The sequence below is a fragment of the Nocardia lasii genome, from assembly GCF_042658545.1.
In the GTDB taxonomy this organism is placed as follows: Bacteria; Actinomycetota; Actinomycetes; order Mycobacteriales; family Mycobacteriaceae; genus Nocardia; species Nocardia lasii.
Window position 1 is genome coordinate 23,956 of record NZ_JBHSQN010000012.1, and the last position, 16,944, is coordinate 40,899.

Below are 16,944 nucleotides of genomic sequence, written 5' to 3' on the forward strand. Positions count from 1 at the left end.
TGAGCCCACACAGTTTCCTTGACGCGATCCGGCGAAACTGGTGGGCTGGCACAGTGATTCGTGGTGGGTGGGGAACAGTGAGTCGGCTGCGCAGAGCGCTCACGATCGTGACGGCGGCGGTCCTGGCGTCGGTGGGCATGTCGGTAGCCGACGCGGCACCGGTACACCGTACGCCCGCAGGCGGTTTCGAGATGCTGACCGTGCCGTCGAGCATGGGGCCGATCAAGGTCCAGGTGCAGTGGGCGTCGCGCGGCGGCAGCTCCGCGCTGTATCTGCTCGACGGCCTGCGCGCTCCCGACGACCACAGCCAGTGGACCACCGACACCGACGCCCTGCGCCAATTCGCCGGGGACAACGTCACTTTGGTGTTCCCGGTCGGCGGCCATTCCAGCTTCTACACCGACTGGTACCGCCCGAGCAGCACCAACGGCCAGAAGACCACCTACCGTTGGGAAACCTTCCTCACCCGCGAACTGCCCGACTTCCTCGCCGATTACGGGGTCTCCCGCACCAACAACGCGATCGTCGGCGTCTCGATGGGCGGCAACGCCGCGCTCACCCTGGCCGCCCATCATCGTGACCAATTCCGTTGGGCGGGTTCGTTCTCCGGCTTTCTCAACCCGACCTACCCGATGTGGAACCAGGCCATGCGCGCGGCCATGCTCGACGAGGGCCGCTTCAATCTCGACGACATGTGGGGCCCGACGAGCGATCCCGCGTGGAGCCGCAACGACGCGGTCGTGCAGGCCGAACGGCTGCGCGGCCTGCCGGTCTACGTCACCACCGGCAACGGTGTCCCCGGCCCGCTGGACGCGACCAACGGCGTCGGCAACACCGTCAACGCGGCGGGCATCGAGGCGTTCGCGGTGATCGCGGCCAGCATCTTCCGCGACCGCACCGTCGCCCTTGGCATCCCCGCCCGCGTCGATTTCACCACCGGCACCCACACCTGGCCGTACTGGCAGCAGTCGCTCACCACCGCGCGCCCGATGATCCTGGACGCGCTGGGCGAGCGCTGAGCTCGCGGATCGACCGTGCGGGGTGGCGTCGCGCCGGTGCTACCGTGCGGGAATGTCAGCCAGTGAGCCCACCCGCACCCTGGTCCTCGGCGGCGCCCGCTCCGGCAAGTCCGCCTTCGCCGAGGAGCTGCTCGCCGACGCGCCCGCCGTCCGCTATCTGGCGACCGCCGTCGTCGACCCCACCGACGGCGATTTCGCCGCCCGGATCGCCGGGCACCGCGAGCGGCGACCGAAGCACTGGTCGACGGTCGAGAACGCCGATCTAGCAACGGTTCTCGCCACACCCGCACCCGCCACATTGCTCGACGACATCGGCACCTGGCTCACCGCCCGCCTCGACGCCCGCGCCGCCTGGGACGCCCCGCGCGGCACCGTCGTCCCCGATTGCGATGTGCTCACCGCGGCGGTCGCGGCCTACCGGGAGCGGCTGGTGATCGTCTCGCCCGAGGTGGGCATGGGTGTCATCCCGGCGACGCGGTCGGGGCGGTTGTTCCGCGACGAGATCGGCAGCCTGAACCAGCGCCTGGCCCGGGTATGCGACGAGGCGTATCTGATCGTGGCCGGGTTGCCGGTTCGGTTGAAATGAGCCGGGTCGGTCGGCGCCGCGCACCGTGATCCGGGCAAGATGAGCGTCGAAGATCCCGGCACCACTTTGGAAAGGCTCGCCAGTGACTCACGGATTCGACCCGGTCGCGGCCCCGGACGCGCGGGTGCGCGCGGCGGCCGAGCAGCGTCAGACGCAGCTCACGAAACCGGCCGGATCGCTGGGACGGCTCGAGGTCCTCGGCAACTGGGTCGCGGCGTGCCAGGGCGTGTGCCCGCCGAAGCAGTTCGAACGGGCCCGCGTGGTGCTGTTCGCCGGAGACCACGGTGTCGCGAAGCACGGGGTTTCGGCGTATCCGAGCGAGGTCACCGCGCAGATGGTGGCCAACTTCCTCGCCGGTGGCGCGGCCGTGAACGCGCTGGCCGCCGTGGCGGGGGCGAGCGTGCGGGTCGTGGACATCGCCGTCGACGGTGACACCGACCCCACGGTCTCCGGGCACAAGGTGCGACGCTCGAGCGGTTCCATCGACCGCGAGGACGCCCTCACCGAGGACGAGGTCGCCGCCGCGCTGGCCGCCGGGCGCGCGATCGCCGACGAGGAGATCGACTCCGGGGCCGACCTGCTCATCGCCGGCGACATGGGCATCGGCAACACCACCCCCGCCACCGTCCTGATCGCCACGCTCACCGGCACCGAGCCGGTCGCCGCCGTCGGCCGCGGCACCGGTGTGGACGACAAGGGCTGGATCCGCAAGGTCGCCGCCATCCGCGACGGCATGCGCCGCGCCCGCCCCGTCGCCGCCGACCCGGTCGATCTGCTCCGCGTCGCCGCGGGCGCCGACTTCGCCGCGATGACCGGATTCCTGGCCCAGGCCGCCGTCCGCCGCACCCCCGTCCTGCTCGACGGCGTCGTGGTCACCGCCGCCGCCCTGGTCGCCGAGGACCTCGCCGCGGGCGCGAAAGCCTGGTGGCTGCCCGCCCACCGCTCCACCGAACCCGCCCACGACCTGGCCTTGAAGCACCTGCGCCTGACCCCCCTGATCGACCTCGAGATGCGCCTGGGCGAAGGTTCCGGCGCCCTGACCGCCCTGCCGATCCTGCGCGCCGCCGTCGCCACCCTCGCCGAAATGTCGACCTTCGCCGACGCCGGCGTGAGCACGGCCGCCGACGAGCCGGACACCATCGACCTGGCGAAATGACCCACCCCCGTTCGACAGCACGCACCGACCGAACTCCCACGTCGACTCAGTTCCCCAGCCCCGATCGCACACGCCGCGCGCGTGACTCAGGTCTGCGAAACTGCGGCCACAACGCCACGCACCTGACCCACGCCCCCAGTGCTGCACTCGCCACAGCCGCACACCTGGCCGAGGTCCCTGTGGCTGCCGCCGCCAACACCACGTGCCGGGTCCAGGTCCACAAGGCTGCCGCCGCCAACGCCACGCATCTCGCTGAGGTCCCAGTGGCTGCCGCCGCCAACACCAGGGTCCAAGCCCACAAGGCTGCAATCGCCAACACCACGCATCTGGTCCAGGTCATCGAGGCTGTAGCCGCCAATGCCTCGCATCTAGCTGAGGCCCCCTCGTGAACGCCGTGCGCTTGGCGTTCTCCTGGCTGACGGTGATCCCGGTTCCGGGACCCGCCGAGGTCGACCGCCGTCTCGCGGGCCGCGCGATCACCCTCGCGCCCGTGGTCGGCCTCCTGCTGGGCACCATCGCCGCGGCCGCGCTCTGGCTACTGGCCACCGTGGGCCTCACCACCCTGCTCGCGGGTCTGCTCACCGTCGGTCTGCTCGCCCTGCTCACCCGGGGCATGCACCTCGACGGGCTGGCCGACACCGTCGACGGGCTCGGCAGCTACGGCCCGCCCCAGCGTGCCCGCGAGATCATGAAGTCGGGTGGGGCGGGTCCGTTCGGCGTCGCGGCGCTCGTGTTCGCGATCGGCATCCAGGCGGTCGCCTTCGCCACCCTGGCCGAGCAGGGCCGCTGGTTCGCGATCCTGCTCGCGGTGGCCGTGGGTCGCGTCGCCGTCGTCCCCGCGTGCCGCGTCGGCATTCCCGCCGCCCCGGACGCCGGTTTCGGGGCCCTGGTCGCGGGCACCCAGTCGCGCGCGGTCGTGCTGATCTGGTCGATCCTGGCGACCGTCGCCGCGATCGGCGCCGTCGGGGACCACCTCTGGCTCGGTCCCGTGATCGTGCTCGCGGTCCTGGCGCTGACCGTCGCGATCACCCGCCACTGTGTCCGCCGTTTCGAGGGCCTGTCCGGTGACGTCCTGGGTACCGTGGTCGAGATCGCGGTCGCCGGTGCCGCAGTGGGGTTTTCGCTGACCGGGTAACCAGTGCCGTTGCCCCACCCACTCGTACTGGTCACAAGTCCAATATGGCGCCGATTGTGTGGTCCCACAGACCGTCCGGTCATCGGTACTCGGGTGCACCCCCAGCACACCGGTGGCAATACAGTGGACGACATGTCACCCGAGCGCCTCTACTTCCGCCAGCTGCTGTCCGGTCGGGATTACGCCGTCGGCGATCCGATCGCCACGCAGATGCGCAATTTCGCGTATCTGATCGGCGACCGGGAGACCGGCGAGACCCTGCTGGTCGACCCCGCCTACGCCGCCTCGGACCTGGTCGAGGTGGCCGAGGCCGACGGCATGCGCGTGTCCGGCGTGCTCGCCACCCACCACCACCCCGACCACGTCGGCGGCACCATGCTCGGCTTCACCCTCGGCGGTGTGGCCGAACTGCTCGAGAAGACCAGCGTGCCCGTGCACGTGAACAAGCACGAACTCGACTGGGTCGCCCAGACCACCGGCATCGCCCCCAGCGAGCTGACCGGCCACGACCACGGCGACAAGGTCAGCGTCGGCGCCTTCGACATCGAACTGCTGCACACCCCCGGCCACACCCCCGGCAGCCAGTGCTTCCTATTCGACGGCCGCCTCATCTCCGGCGACACCCTGTTCGTCGACGGCTGCGGCCGCACCGACTTCCCCGGCGGCGACTCCGACGAAATGTTCCGCAGCCTGCGCCAACTAGCCGCCCTGGACGGCAACCCCGTCGTCTACCCCGGCCACTGGTACTCCGAATCCCCCAGCGCCGCCCTGTCCTCGGTCCGCGACAACAACTACGTCCTACGCCCCAAGTCCCTGGGCGAATGGCAAGCCCTCATGCCGGGCTGAACCCCGGAGGAAGCGGCCGCAACCGCCAGCACGGTGGCATTTTCGTGCAACCAAACGCTCCGAACACCAAAAACCAGCCACCCCAGCAACTCCCTGCACGTTTATGCCACCCCAACCCCACCCGCCCTGCCTACTTCACACCGAACCCGTTCTCCAGATAGTTCGGTGCGCTCTCGTTGCGCGCCCGGCGAGCAGCCGCGACGCGACGAGCCAACACCGCCGGTAGCCTGTTCGCGGCCTCGACCTCATCGCACCACGCCCAGCTCCGAAGCTCGTCCGCCGGCAAAGCGATCCCTGCTGTCCGGTCGGCGCTGAGCACGCCGCCGTCATAGACCAGCATCAACCCGTCGCTGGGGTACAGACCCGGCGGCACCCAGTCCACCACCAGCAGTCTGCCCACCGGAACCTTCAGGCCGAGCTCCTCGTGGATCTCCCGCGCCGCCGCGGCGAGCGGCGACTCGTTCGCCTCCACGACCCCGCCGGGCAGCTCCCAGTAGTCCTTGTACGTCGGCTCGACCAGCAGCACCCGATCGAGCTCGTCGACGAACACCACCCCGGCGCCCATCCGCTTGCTCGGCAGTGCCGCAATGTCCTCGCGCTGTTCGGAACCCATGGGGCACAACACTATCCACTGCGAACACGTCGGCGGGTTCGTAGGGAGGACGGGTTTACGAAAACCGTTGGGCTACACCCGAACTACACGGTTCGAATCCACCCGTGGGTATCAGCGAACGTCCCACGCTGGATCCCGGTCAACGTATCGCGCAGGGCCATGGTGACCTCGCCGGGTTCGCCGCCGCCGATGGCGAATTCGCCGTCGGCGGACTTGACCCAGCCGACGGGGGTGATCACCGCGGCGGTGCCGCAGGCGAAAACCTCGCTGATCTCGCCGGATTCGGCACCGGTGCGCCATTCTTCGACCGAGACCTTGCGCTCCTCGACCGGGTAGCCGGAGTCGGCGGCCAGGGTGAGCAGGGAGTCGCGGGTGATGCCGGGCAGCAGGGAGCCGGACAGTTCGGGGGTCACCAGGCGGGCCTCGGAGCCGGTGCCGTAGACGAAGAACAGGTTGTTGGTGCCCATCTCCTCCACGTAGCGCCGCTCGCAGGCGTCGAGCCAGACAACCTGGTCGCAGCCCTGTTCGGTGGCCTGGGCCTGGGCGAGCAGCGAGGAGGCGTAGTTGCCCGCCACCTTCGCCTCGCCGGTGCCGCCGGGGGCCGCGCGCACGTACTCGGTCGACAACCACACCCGCACCGGCTTCACGCCGCGCGGGAAGTAGGCGCCGGCGGGCGAGGCGAGCAGCAGGTATTTGTACGCCGAGGCCGGCTTCACGCCCAGGCCCGCTTCGGTGGAGAACATGAACGGCCGCAGGTACAGCGAGTCCTCACCACCGGCGGCGGGCACCCAGTCCGCGTCCACCTCGAGCAGCTGCCGCACGGATTCGATGAACAGTTCCTCGGGCAGCTCCGCCATCGCCATGCGCGCGGCCGAGCGACGGAAGCGCGCGGCGTTGGCGTCGATGCGGAAGGTCGCGATCTCCCCGGTGGGCTGGCGGTAGGCCTTGAGCCCCTCGAAGATCGCCTGCCCGTAGTGGAACACCATGGTCGCCGGGTCCATCGACAGCGGCCCGTACGGCTCCACCCGCGCGTTGCCCCACTGACCGTCGGCGTAGTCGATCGACACCATGTGATCGGTGAAGAACCGCCCGAAACCGGGCGCCGCCAGTACCTCTTCCCGCCGCTGCGCCGAGGTGGGCGCGGGATGCGGGACGCGAGTGAACTGTGCAGCAACTGTCATGGTGGGAATCCTATCCGGGCGGGTGTCGCGCTGGTACTGGGAGTTACTTGGTGTTCGTCTCGACGAACGGGGGCCTGATCACCTCGGCGCGCAACCGGCGGCCGCGCACGTCGACCTCCACCTCGTCGCCCGGTTCCAGCTTCGCGTCGGTGTCGAGCAGCGCCAGCGCGATGCCGACCTTGAGCGAGGGCGAGAACGTTCCCGAGGTGGTCTCGCCGACCGGTTCGCCGTCGCGCAGCACGGTCTGCCCCTGCCGCAGCACGCCTCGATCCAGCGCCTTGAGACCCAGCAGCGTGCGCCGCGGACCGTCGGCCTTCTCCTGTTCGAGGGCGGCCTTGCCCCAGAACTCCGGCTTCTTCCAGCCGACCGCCCAGCCGGTGCGGGCCTGGTTCGGGGTGATGTCGAGGGAGAGTTCGTGCCCGTGCAGCGGGTAGCCCATCTCGGTGCGCAGGGTGTCGCGCGCGCCGAGCCCGGCCGCTTGCCCACCGGCCGCTTCGACCTGCGCGACCAGCGCGCGGAACACCGGCTCCGCGTCGTCCCAGCTCGGCAGCAGTTCGTAGCCGTGTTCGCCGGTGTAGCCGGTGCGGCACACCCGCACGGGGCGCCCGTCCCACTCGGCGTCGACGTAGGCCATGTATTCCATCTCGGTGGGCAGCCCGAGCGCGGTGAGCACCTCGCCTGCCTTGGGCCCCTGCACCGCGAACACCGCGTAGTCGCGATGCTGGTCGGTGACGGTGATCCCCTCGGGCGCGACCGCGCGCAGTGCGGCGACCACGGCGGCGGTGTTGGCCGCGTTCGGCACCAGGAAGACCTCGTCGTCGCTGACGTAGTAGGCGATCAGGTCGTCGATCACGCCGCCGTCGGGGGCGCAACACAGCGTGTACTGCGCCTTGCCCGGCCGGATGCGGCCCAGGTCGTTGGTCAGCGCCGAGTTCACGAACGTCGCCGCGCCGGGCCCGGCGACGGTGGCCTTGCCGAGGTGGCTCACGTCGAACAGCCCGACCGTGGTGCGGACCGCGGTGTGCTCGCCGACGGTGCCGCCGTACTGCACGGGCATCTCCCACCCGCCGAACGGAGCGAAGGTGGCTCCGAGTTCGACGTGGACAGCGTGGATGGGGCCCTCGAGCAGCGCGGCGTCGGTCATGGGCAGAGCTTATCGGTCCCGGCCCACACCGCGCGAACCTCCCGATCCGGGCCCGGAGCCCCGGCAATCGGTGACCGCGCCCGACCCGGGTCAGCTGCGCCGCCATCACTGTCCTGCCGTCCGGCGGCCCCGGTCGCCGCCGCTGTCATCATCGAGGGGTGCGAGGGCGGTGGCGTTCGTAGCGAAAGCTACTGACGCCCAACGGCGGTAGTGTTCGGAGTGTGAGTGAGCTGCCCCGCGCCCGGTTCGGTCATGTCGCCCGGATGGACGACACGATGAGCCGCGCCGTGTCCCGAATCCCGGAAACATCGATCGACCGCGGCATGCTGCGGTTGACCCGCTCGGCCAACACCGGCGGCCTGTGGCTGGCCGTCGCGGCCGCGCTCGCGGTGCGGCCCGGTCCCCCGCGACGGGCGGCCCTGCGCGGGGTGATCGCCCTCGGCGGCAGCAGCTTCCTGGTGAATCTGGTTCTCAAGACCCTGATTCCGCGCCGTCGCCCCCCGGCCGAGCTGATGCCGCTGGGTCGCCGACTCGTCGCCGCGCCGGTGTCCTCGTCGTTCCCGTCCGGGCACAGCGCCAACGCCGCCGCCTTCGCCACCGCCGTGGCCCTGGAGAGCCCGCGCACCGCGCTCGCGGTGGCGCCGGTGGCCGCCGCCGTGGCCTATTCGCGCATCCACACCGGCGCGCACTGGCCCTCCGACGTGCTGGTCGGCGCCGGCGTGGGCACCGCCGTCGCGCTCACCACCCGCCGCTGGTGGCCGATCCGCGAATCCGACGAGGCCGACGCGCACGCCGTGCACGACGCCCCCGTCCTCGCCGACGGCAAAGGCCTTCTGCTGCTGGTGAATCCGCGTTCGGGCGACTCCTCCTACGACCCCACCGACGACATCGCCGCCGCCCTACCGGCCGCCACCCTCGTGCACACCGAACCCGGCCGCGACGCCGTCGAACTGCTCCAGGAAGCCGTCGACGACGCCGAGACCCCGATCCTCGCGGTCGGCGCGGCCGGCGGTGACGGCACCATCGCCGCGGCCGCCGCCGTCGCGATCCGCAACGACCTGCCCCTGGTCGTCATCCCCGCGGGCACCCTCAACCACTTCGCCCGCGACCTCGGCGTCTACGACCTGCGCGAGGTCGTCGACGCCACCGGCACCGGCGAGGCCGTCGAAGTCGACATCGCCGCAGTCGAATTCGAGACCCCCGAGGGCCCGCGCACCCACCACCTGATCAACACCGCCAGCATCGGCGCCTACCCCGAACTGGTCCGCCTACGCGAGCAGTGGGAGGACCGCTGGGGCAAGTGGCCCGCCTTCGCCGCCGCGCTCGTGGTGACCCTGCGCCGCGCCGAACCCATCCACATCCGCATCGACGACCGCTGGCACGCCATGTGGTTCCTGTTCATCGGCAACGGCCCCTACCACCCGCACGGCGCCGTCCCCGCCTTCCGCTCGCGCCTGGACGAGGGCCTGCTCGACGTGCGCTGGCTGCGCGCCGACGTGCGCTTCTCGCGCACCCGCGCCGTGATCGCCCTGATGCTGGCCGCCATCGGCCACAGCCGCGTCTACGGCGAACGCCAGATGCACGAACTCACCGTCACCTCGAAGGCCCCGGTCGCCGTGGCCGCCGACGGCGAAGTAGTGGGCACCGCAACGACTTTGCGCTTCTGGGTAGCCGGCCGCGTCACCACCTACCGCCGCAACGAGAACAACCCCCGCTGGGAGAACCGCCCGCGCCCCCACCACCGCCGCCACCTCACCTGGCTCACCGACCGCCGCTGAGCCAACCCCCGCCGTGCCCTCGTGAAACTCCTACCGACTGGTAGTGCCCCGCGAACTTCCGGAACGCCATTCGATCGTGAAAAGCTGTGCGCCGCTACATGATCGAATGGAGAACAATGAAGAATCTCGTCAGTGTCGGTGCCGCTGTGATCGCCGGCTTCGCGTTCGCGATCGCGACGCCCGCCCTCGCCGTGGCGGCCCCGTCGGACTGCCACAGTTCCTACAGCCCGTGCCTGCCCATCGTCAGCGATGTCGACTGCGAGGGTGGCAGCGGCAACGGGCCCGTCTACACCGGTCGCGTGCGGGTGATCGGACCCGACGATTACGGCCTCGACCGGGACGGCAACGGTATCGGCTGCGAGTAGACAGCACGAAGGGCGTGCGATCGGTATCGCACGCCCTTCGCGTGTCAGCTCTCAGCGATTGCCGTCCGGGCCCCATCCCGAATCGCCGGGCTTGCCGAGATCGGGATTGTCGGGGTATCCGGGACCGCCATAACCCGGCCCGCCGGAACCCGGCCCACCCGGACCGCCGTAACCGGGCCCACCGGCAGGCCCGCCGTAACCCTGACCGCCATAGCCCTGTCCACCCTCGGGACCGCCGTACCCGGGCTGACCGGGCTGACCGGGCTGACCGGGGTAACCCGGCTGACCGGGGTAACCCGGCTGACCCGGATATCCGGGCTGACCCGGGTAACCCGGCTGTCCCGGGTAACCGGCCTGACCCGGGTAACCCGGCTGCTCACCGTACTGCTGCGGATACCCCGGCTCAGCCACACTCGGCCCACCCACAACCGGCCCGCCGACCGTCACCCGGTACGCGTACGTCGACGCGATGATCGACACCGGAATCGACACCAACAGCCCGAGCCCGCACAGCAGCGCACCCACGATGTTGATGCCGAACACCGCCAGCGCCAGCAACAGCAGCGGCCCGGCATTGCTCGAGATCGCCGAGAAGCTGGACTTGATCGCGGTGATCGCGTCCTGGTCCCGGTCGACCACGAAATTCATTGTCCACCAGGTGAAGAACGCGATCACGATGCCCGGCAGGATGCACAGCACGAAGCCGATGCCGGTGGCGACGCCGACCAGGAAGCTGGCCAGGATGATCGCGCCCACGTTGGTGAACTTGAAGAAGTCGCCGAATCCGGGCTTGCGTCCGTCGGCCTCGTCGAGCGAGCCGCGCACCAGCGCCGCGGAGATCAGGTAGCTGACCACCGCGCTCACCACGCTGCCGATGATCTGCCAGAACCCGAAGCCGATGCTGATGCCGCCGTCGTAGTCGGTGCCCGCGGAGTTGCCGAGCCCGAACAGGAAACTGATCGCCGCCGAGATCAGCACCGCGATCAAGACGATGCCGACCCACACCACCGCGTTGTTCTTGAATTTGTCCCACCCGAATCCGAGGGCGTCACCGACGCTGAGTCTCGGCCCGGACGGGGGGTACCCGGGTTGTTGCTGTCCATACGCCATCCGAATCGATCTCCTCATCGTCCGCGGCGACCGCGGGGTCACCGTTGTGAGATATTCCGATCCGGCGTCAGGTGCACACGCCGCTACTGCCGATCATGGCATAGACGCGGGGGCCGCCACGCGGATGACTCAACTCTGGCGCTGGGGCAATTTCCAACCCGGACGCGGGAAATGACAGGTGTAGCCGTCGGGGTAGCGCTGCAGGTAGTCCTGGTGCTCGGGTTCGGCGTCCCAGAACGTGCTCGCCGGGGTCACCTCGGTGACGACCTTGCCCGGCCACAGCCCCGAGGCGTCCACATCGGCGATGGTGTCCTCGGCGATGCGGCGCTGGTCGTCGTCGAGGTAGAAGATCGCCGAGCGGTAGCTGTCGCCGCGGTCGTTGCCCTGGCGGTCCTTGGTGGTCGGGTCGTGGATCTGGAACAGGAACTCGAGCAGCGCCCGGTAGTCGGTCTGGCTCGGGTCGTATTCGATCTCGACGGCCTCGGCGTGCCCGGGGTGATTGCGGTAGGTGGGGTTGTCGTTGTTGCCGCCGGTGTAGCCGACGCGGGTGTCGAGGACGCCCGGTTGACGCCGGATCAGGTCCTGCATTCCCCAGAAGCATCCACCGGCCAGAATCGCTTTGCGCGTGTCGGTCATTTGTCCTCCTCGATGAGAGTTCCACGGTCGCACAGGTCGGCCACAACCGTGTCTGTGCAACGCCTGACGCGGATTCGGAATTCCCGTCAGTATTGTTGCCCGAGCGTTACCTCAGCAGATTCGGTTTGTCCTTCCATGTCAGACGAAGCAGGAGGAACACGGCGCGATGCCACGGAGAGTCAGTGCACAGTATTGGGCGATCGGCTTGGCGACGGCGGCTCTGATGGGGGCCGCGATGGGCAGCGCGGGGGCGCATCCCGGCCACGACGACACGATCGCGCAGCGGTCGGCGCCCTGTGAACAAGCCCGACAGGCCCGCCTCGACGACGAGGTGGTCCGTTCGGCGAGTCCGACGGCCGCGGGTCAGATCGACGCGGTGCTCATCAGGTCCACCGACCGCACGCCGATCGCGGGCGGCAAGATCGTGCTCACCGGGATCGACGCGTGCGGGGATCACATCTACCGACACATGTCGACCAGCACCACCGGGCAGGTGAGTTTCCGCGGACTGCAACCCGGCCGCTACCAACTCACCGCCTACCGTTCCGATTCCGCGGCGCGGGCGATCACCACCGCCGATGTGAACCTGTCGGCGCCCTCGCTCAAAACGATTCAGTTCACCGCGGGCTGAGTAGACAGGGCCGGGCAGCGGGGTGCCCGGCCCCACGCGTCGTTCAGCCGACGGCGCGGACGCGGTGGTTCGAGAGATGGCTCAGCACAGCCTGATTCGCCTCCCACCCGTCGGGGAACTTCACGGCGACCCCGAGATGGACCGGTTCGGCCGACGGGTGCGCGTCGAGCAGTTCGGGAATTCCCGCGCGCCCCACCAGGATGCAGGCGTGTCGGTGCCGGGAGGCGAGCACGCACAGCCGCCCCGCTTCCAGGTGGAACGCGCTGGCGTCGCGCCGCCCCGACAGCGGGTGCAGCACCAGCGTCACGTCGTATTCGCGCCCCTGCAACCGATTCGCGGTGTCGACGGTGACCGGTTCGGCGCTGGTCCCGCGCAGCGCGGTGCGGATGGCGTCGGCCTGATCGCGGTGCGCGGTGCCGATCGCGACCCGCTCGGTGGTGACCGGGTGGCTGCCGGATTCGGAGTGCGCGGTGGCGCCGCGTTCGATCAGCCGGGCCGCGATGGCGGCGATGGCGGCCACCGCGTCGCGGTCGGTGCGCAGGGTGTGTCGGGCGGGCAATTCGTACCAGCCCCAACCGGTTTCGGCCGCCTGCTCCAACACCGCGTCGACCGGTCCGCCCATACCGCGGGTGGTGAAATCCATGCGCCGGTCACCGAATCCGGTGCCGGACTGGAATTCGGTGAAGGGGTAGAACGCCTTCGACACCACCGGCGCCGCGGTGGCGGGCAGTCGCCACGACACCGGCAGCCGGTGGGTGGGGATGTTGTCGTTGTTGGCCAGCATCACGCTCACCGCGCTCATCGTCGGGTCCCAGGTGAGACCGGCCCAGCGCGCGGTCTCGACGGTCGCGAACGGATCGAGCTGTCCCGGATCGCCGACGAACAGCCCGCGATCGAACCGATTCGCGATGCGCAACAACATGTCCGAGCGCATCTGGTACGCCTCGTCGATGATCGCGTGGGTCCAGGTGCCCTCGGTGATGGTGGCCCATTTGGCGGCCGTACCGATCACGATGGCGCGGTCCTCGAGGTCGCCGGGCTGTTTGGCGACGCGGACGTTGGCGTGCTGGTCGACCCGGTCGCTCACCACATAGGCCGCGCTGGACAGCCGCCCGATCCGCAGGGCGGGGTCGGCGGCGGCGAGGCGGTCGATGAGGTCGTCGACCTGTTCGTTGGTCTGGGCCACGATCATGCGCTGCTCACCGTCCTCGGCGAGTTGGCGCGCGGCCCGCACCACGAGCGTGGACTTGCCCGCGCCCGGCGGTGAGTCGACGACGATCGCGCGATGGCTCTGCTCGCGCAGGTCGGTCAGAATCCCCGCGACGGCCTCATCCGGCGTGGTCACTGAGTTCCTCCTCGTCGTCTTCGGTGGGCACCCATTCCGGCGGCGGACCACCGTGAGTCCACGGAGTCTCCTCGCGCGCGGGCAGATTCAGCATCCCGTTGAACGGCGTCGGCTTGAACCGGGCGAAACCGAGTTCGTCGCCTTCCTCGGGCACGCTGCCCGGGTCGGCGACGAGCTTGCGCCCCATGCCGCCGGACAGTTCGAGCACGAAGCCGTCACTGTCGACCTCGACGACGTGCCCGGTCTGCTTGGGCCGCTCCACACACGTCAGCTCCTCGCCGACGGCGGCGACGAACGGGTCAGTGGTGCGAATGTGGATGTGCGGGCGCAGTTTCGGACGCGCGCCCGAACGATCGAGGCGCTCGGGTTCGCAGTGCACGACGGTGCCGCGGAAGGCCGCGCCGCTCACCCGATGTTCGAGCATGAGCAGCGGATCATCGAAGGCGCACTGGGCCTGCAACGCTTCCAGCGCCCGTTCCCGCTCCAACAGCCGACGCACCGCCGGCACTGCCGAATCGCGCCTGGCCTGCGGAATCCCCTCGGCCACATCGGCGGCGAACCGCGAGAACGCGCCCCGATCGGCGGTCCACCGATCCTCGACACTGGCCCCTTCGGGCAGTGCCGCCAGCAGCTCGATCGAACGCCACATCAACTGCCAGGTGGGTTCGAGCTGGCCGCGCAGCGATCGTTCGAGTCGTTCGGCCGCAACGGATCTCGCGGAGTCGTCGAGCGCGTCGTTGTAGGCGGCGATCAGCGGCGCGAGTTCCTCGTTGTCGAAGCCGGGATCGGTCGCCGGACCGGCGGGCGGGCAGAGCAGCGGATCCTCCGCCAGTGCGGCCGCTTCCGCCCCGGTCAGTCCCACGGGCGGATCGATCCAGCCGAGCAGCGCGGCGAGATTGCCGTCCTCCAAGGAGGATTGGCCCGACGCCCAGTGCCCGGCCAGCGCGGCGGTCATGGCGGGCAGCACCGCCGAACCCGGATGCTCGGCCCGGTCACCGAACCAGGTCAGCCAGCGCCCGAGCAGCGGAATCGACGCCGGCACCGGGTTGTCCCCGTCGACCCGATGGAACCGCACCGAACGGCCCAGCAGCTTCAGGAAATTCACGCCGCCGGGGTTGGGCGTCCACATCTGCGGGGCGTCCAGGCACCGCGTGTAGGTCTCCCCGGCCTTGCTGGTCAACTCCTCGGTGTCGACGAGGAACGACGAAAGATACGGCAGCACAACGTCGGCCAGCTGCTCGATGAACCGCAGGCGCAGCACCCGGTCGCGCGGCTGCGGCACGGTCAGCACGTTCTGGTCGCCGGGCGAGGTGCCGATCATGATCGCCACCGGCGCCGCCGCCTCCCCCGCCAACCGCAACGGGATCGCGACCAGGGGTCGTTCGGCCAGGTGCAGGTGGCGCACCGCGGCCGTGGCCTGCGCGCGACCGGCCCGCACCGCCTCGGCCTTGGCCAGTGCCGCCAACACGCTCATCCGGCGATCTCCCAGCGCAACCGGTGCGCGGTCCGCAGCATGGCGGTGATGTCGACGTGCTCGGGGCCGGGTTCCAGTGTGCCGTCGGCCAATCCGAGCACGGTGTGGATATTGTCGATGCCGCCCACCACATCGCACACCCCGCGCCCCAGCGCGTCCACCGACCCGCAGGTGCGGGCTTCGTCGCGGCAGGCGAAGGCGAGCTCGCAACTCGACATGCACTCGGGCGCGTAACGAGCCGGAATGGCCGCGATGGTCTTCTCGAGATTCTCGCCCGGCGCGAACGTGGCCTCGGGGGGCAGTTCGGCGAGCAGGTCGGGAATCGCGGTGAGCCGGGTCAACTGCCGCGAGACCACCGCCAGTTGCTTGCGCAGGTCCACCAGCTCGGCGGTAGGTCGGTTGGAGAAGTCCTTGGCGCACACCAGAATCGCGTTGTGCGACACGATCTCGGGCGACTCCCCGATCTCGACCATCAACTCGCGCAACGCGATCACGTACACCGCCGACTGCCGGGCCGCCGCCGCGACCTGCGCCGGATCGGCCTGACCGTCGATCACCGGGAAGGCCTTCACCTCCACCACGTGGAACTGGCCGTCCACCTGCACGGCCACCACATCGGGTTCGAGATAGGCCGTGGCACCGGCGATGTCCAGGCGCAGCATCGGGTGGTCGAACAGGGTGCCGTCGCTCGCGGCGATCGCGCTCTTCAACAACTGCCGGGTGCGCTGATAGCGCACGGCGTTGCCGGTGTTCTCGCCCACCGAATTCAGGTCGTGGTAGGCCACTTCGGGAATCGTCAGCCCCAGGGTGTCGCGCAACAGGGCGAGCAGTTCCGCGCACCCGTTGGCCTTCACCATCGCCTCGAACGCGTTGCCGCGCGTGATGGCGAACTGCGACTGGCCGAATTGCGGTGGGAAACCCAGTGACTGGGCGATCACGGTCTTGTCCACCGCGGCCGCGTCGAGCAGGGCGCGGCGGGCACATCCGGGATTGGCCGTCAGCGCGGCGATGGTGCGGGCGTTGTGCCGTGTCGCGGGAACATCACCGCGCAACTGGTCCAACTGTGCTGCGAGAGTGCTCATTTCACCTCGATTCGTCGCCGATCGGCTACGCCGAGCCGAACACCGAATAGTTGCGCGGCCGGATCGGTCAGCTGATCAGCCGCCCGACGTGCCGCCGCCGACCGCTGCCGCGCGTCGTCGTCTTCGTGTACCGCCAGCTCGCGCCGCGCGGCCTCGATCACCGTCGCCGGATCGAGTGAATCCGGGGCACTGGAGATCCCAGGAATCGACACGGCGAGCCGCCACAGTACGCGCAGACCGGCCGTTTCCGGCGCAGGCTGCGCCGAAAGATGTTCGGCCAGACGGATCGCCGAGACCAGCAGCCCCACCCGAGGACTCAACGGGCCCACCATCCGCCGCTCCAACGGCCACGAACTCACCGCCATCAACCCGCGCGCGGGCGCGAGCAGATCGGTGGTCAGCGCCGCGCACAGGTAGTACGGACGCGAATACGGCGCCGACCGGAAGGAGCGTTCCTCGTCCCGGCGCAGGCTGGTCAACCGCGCGGGCAGCAGCTCCCCCGAGAAGAACGCGTCGTGGGTGGCCAGCACCAGTTTCGGCGACGACGGCACCGACAGCAGGGTCAACGCGCGATGCACGTGCTCACGCACCGGCACCCCCGGCGCTTCGGCGGCCTCCTCGGGTTCGGCCCCGAGAACAGCCGCGTCCCAGGCCAATTCGGCCCGGCGCAATTCCGCCCGCAACTGCCGCGCCGTGGCGCGATCCCCACCGGCGGCCGCCCGCCGCACCTCGGCCCGCAAACCGGAGATGCGCACCTCCAGCTCCTCCGCCGAGTCCGTCACGAGTCGGAGCGTATCCACAGCTACCAGTATTGTCCAGTAAAATCCAGTATTTCGGCACACA

17 protein-coding genes are annotated in these 16,944 nt (G+C 70.0%); 8 read left to right on the plus strand and 9 right to left on the minus strand.

Features of this window, described 5'->3' with window-relative positions; translation table 11 throughout:
- The first annotated feature begins 137 nt into the window (after nt 1-137).
- From ACFP3H_RS18090 to ACFP3H_RS18110, 5 genes are all read left to right on the plus strand, one after another.
- Nucleotides 138-1,019, plus strand: coding sequence for an alpha/beta hydrolase (locus ACFP3H_RS18090; protein ID WP_378607646.1), 882 nt, complete (start codon nt 138-140; stop codon nt 1,017-1,019).
- Between the two features lie 52 nt (nt 1,020-1,071).
- The gene (locus ACFP3H_RS18095) at nt 1,072-1,605 is read left to right on the plus strand and encodes a bifunctional adenosylcobinamide kinase/adenosylcobinamide-phosphate guanylyltransferase (protein WP_378607542.1); all 534 of its coding nucleotides are present in this window, start codon (nt 1,072-1,074) and stop codon (nt 1,603-1,605) included.
- 82 nt (nt 1,606-1,687) lie between these two features.
- On the plus strand, nt 1,688-2,761 hold the full coding sequence (cobT, locus tag ACFP3H_RS18100) for a nicotinate-nucleotide--dimethylbenzimidazole phosphoribosyltransferase (protein ID WP_378607545.1): 1,074 nt from the start codon (nt 1,688-1,690) through the stop codon (nt 2,759-2,761).
- 385 nt (nt 2,762-3,146) lie between these two features.
- Nucleotides 3,147-3,896, plus strand: coding sequence for an adenosylcobinamide-GDP ribazoletransferase (locus tag ACFP3H_RS18105; RefSeq protein ID WP_378607548.1), 750 nt, complete (start codon nt 3,147-3,149; stop codon nt 3,894-3,896).
- A gap of 132 nt (nt 3,897-4,028) precedes the next feature.
- Nucleotides 4,029-4,742, plus strand: coding sequence for an MBL fold metallo-hydrolase (locus ACFP3H_RS18110; protein WP_378607551.1), 714 nt, complete (start codon nt 4,029-4,031; stop codon nt 4,740-4,742).
- 130 nt (nt 4,743-4,872) lie between these two features.
- Here ACFP3H_RS18110 and ACFP3H_RS18115 read toward each other — a convergent pair whose 3' ends face one another.
- The 3 genes from ACFP3H_RS18115 to gcvT all read right to left on the minus strand — a co-directional run bounded on the left by ACFP3H_RS18115 (nt 4,873) and on the right by gcvT (nt 7,680).
- Complete coding sequence (locus tag ACFP3H_RS18115) at nt 4,873-5,355, minus strand: NUDIX domain-containing protein (RefSeq protein ID WP_378607553.1); 483 nt, start codon at nt 5,353-5,355, stop codon at nt 4,873-4,875.
- 83 nt (nt 5,356-5,438) lie between these two features.
- Entirely contained in the window at nt 5,439-6,536 is a 1,098-nt protein-coding gene (locus tag ACFP3H_RS18120) for a branched-chain amino acid aminotransferase (protein ID WP_378607556.1), read from the minus strand.
- Between the two features lie 43 nt (nt 6,537-6,579).
- Nucleotides 6,580-7,680, minus strand: coding sequence for a glycine cleavage system aminomethyltransferase GcvT (gcvT, locus tag ACFP3H_RS18125; protein ID WP_378607559.1), 1,101 nt, complete (start codon nt 7,678-7,680; stop codon nt 6,580-6,582).
- Between the two features lie 221 nt (nt 7,681-7,901).
- Here gcvT and ACFP3H_RS18130 point away from each other — a divergent pair, with 221 nt between their 5' ends.
- On the plus strand, nt 7,902-9,458 hold the full coding sequence (locus ACFP3H_RS18130; RefSeq protein WP_378607562.1) for a bifunctional phosphatase PAP2/diacylglycerol kinase family protein: 1,557 nt from the start codon (nt 7,902-7,904) through the stop codon (nt 9,456-9,458).
- 116 nt (nt 9,459-9,574) lie between these two features.
- Nucleotides 9,575-9,823, plus strand: a complete 249-nt coding sequence (locus tag ACFP3H_RS18135; RefSeq protein ID WP_378607565.1) for a hypothetical protein — start codon at nt 9,575-9,577, stop codon at nt 9,821-9,823.
- A gap of 51 nt (nt 9,824-9,874) precedes the next feature.
- Here ACFP3H_RS18135 and ACFP3H_RS18140 read toward each other — a convergent pair whose 3' ends face one another.
- Both ACFP3H_RS18140 and msrA read right to left on the minus strand, forming a co-directional pair.
- A complete protein-coding gene (locus tag ACFP3H_RS18140) occupies nt 9,875-10,933 on the minus strand; it encodes a DUF2189 domain-containing protein (protein ID WP_378607568.1) in 1,059 nt (352 codons plus the stop codon).
- Between the two features lie 129 nt (nt 10,934-11,062).
- A complete protein-coding gene (gene msrA / locus ACFP3H_RS18145) occupies nt 11,063-11,569 on the minus strand; it encodes a peptide-methionine (S)-S-oxide reductase MsrA (protein ID WP_378607571.1) in 507 nt (168 codons plus the stop codon).
- A gap of 166 nt (nt 11,570-11,735) precedes the next feature.
- Between msrA and ACFP3H_RS18150 the strand changes: the two genes are divergently transcribed.
- A complete protein-coding gene (locus ACFP3H_RS18150; protein WP_378607574.1) occupies nt 11,736-12,200 on the plus strand; it encodes a carboxypeptidase-like regulatory domain-containing protein in 465 nt (154 codons plus the stop codon).
- Nucleotides 12,201-12,243: 43 nt separating this feature from the next.
- Here ACFP3H_RS18150 and ACFP3H_RS18155 read toward each other — a convergent pair whose 3' ends face one another.
- Genes ACFP3H_RS18155 through ACFP3H_RS18170 form a run of 4 tightly spaced genes read right to left on the minus strand, consistent with a single transcriptional unit; the run spans nt 12,244 to nt 16,883 of the window.
- The gene (locus ACFP3H_RS18155) at nt 12,244-13,545 is read right to left on the minus strand and encodes an AAA domain-containing protein (RefSeq protein WP_378607576.1); all 1,302 of its coding nucleotides are present in this window, start codon (nt 13,543-13,545) and stop codon (nt 12,244-12,246) included.
- Complete coding sequence (locus ACFP3H_RS18160) at nt 13,529-15,019, minus strand: hypothetical protein (RefSeq protein WP_378607577.1); 1,491 nt, start codon at nt 15,017-15,019, stop codon at nt 13,529-13,531. The genes ACFP3H_RS18155 and ACFP3H_RS18160 overlap by 17 nt, the downstream gene beginning before the upstream one ends.
- Entirely contained in the window at nt 15,016-16,101 is a 1,086-nt protein-coding gene (locus ACFP3H_RS18165; protein WP_378607579.1) for a hypothetical protein, read from the minus strand. Before ACFP3H_RS18165 ends, ACFP3H_RS18160 begins: the two co-directional genes overlap by 4 nt.
- Nucleotides 16,098-16,883 (minus strand): hypothetical protein, encoded by a 786-nt coding sequence (locus tag ACFP3H_RS18170; protein WP_378607580.1) that lies wholly within the window; start codon nt 16,881-16,883, stop codon nt 16,098-16,100. The genes ACFP3H_RS18165 and ACFP3H_RS18170 overlap by 4 nt, the downstream gene beginning before the upstream one ends.
- Nucleotides 16,884-16,944: the final 61 nt, after the last annotated feature.

Coding starts and splice junctions, on each gene's coding strand:
- ACFP3H_RS18140 (WP_378607568.1), bottom strand. CDS start 10,933: ATGGCGTATGGACAGCAACAACCCGGGTACCCCCCGTCCGGGCCGAGA.
- ACFP3H_RS18135 (WP_378607565.1), top strand. CDS start 9,575: ATGAAGAATCTCGTCAGTGTCGGTGCCGCTGTGATCGCCGGCTTCGCG.
- ACFP3H_RS18110 (WP_378607551.1), top strand. CDS start 4,029: ATGTCACCCGAGCGCCTCTACTTCCGCCAGCTGCTGTCCGGTCGGGAT.
- ACFP3H_RS18150 (WP_378607574.1), top strand. CDS start 11,736: ATGCCACGGAGAGTCAGTGCACAGTATTGGGCGATCGGCTTGGCGACG.
- ACFP3H_RS18095 (WP_378607542.1), top strand. CDS start 1,072: ATGTCAGCCAGTGAGCCCACCCGCACCCTGGTCCTCGGCGGCGCCCGC.
- gcvT (WP_378607559.1), bottom strand. CDS start 7,680: ATGACCGACGCCGCGCTGCTCGAGGGCCCCATCCACGCTGTCCACGTC.
- ACFP3H_RS18165 (WP_378607579.1), bottom strand. CDS start 16,101: ATGAGCACTCTCGCAGCACAGTTGGACCAGTTGCGCGGTGATGTTCCC.
- ACFP3H_RS18090 (WP_378607646.1), top strand. CDS start 138: ATGTCGGTAGCCGACGCGGCACCGGTACACCGTACGCCCGCAGGCGGT.
- ACFP3H_RS18160 (WP_378607577.1), bottom strand. CDS start 15,019: ATGAGCGTGTTGGCGGCACTGGCCAAGGCCGAGGCGGTGCGGGCCGGT.
- ACFP3H_RS18120 (WP_378607556.1), bottom strand. CDS start 6,536: ATGACAGTTGCTGCACAGTTCACTCGCGTCCCGCATCCCGCGCCCACC.
- ACFP3H_RS18115 (WP_378607553.1), bottom strand. CDS start 5,355: ATGGGTTCCGAACAGCGCGAGGACATTGCGGCACTGCCGAGCAAGCGG.
- msrA (WP_378607571.1), bottom strand. CDS start 11,569: ATGACCGACACGCGCAAAGCGATTCTGGCCGGTGGATGCTTCTGGGGA.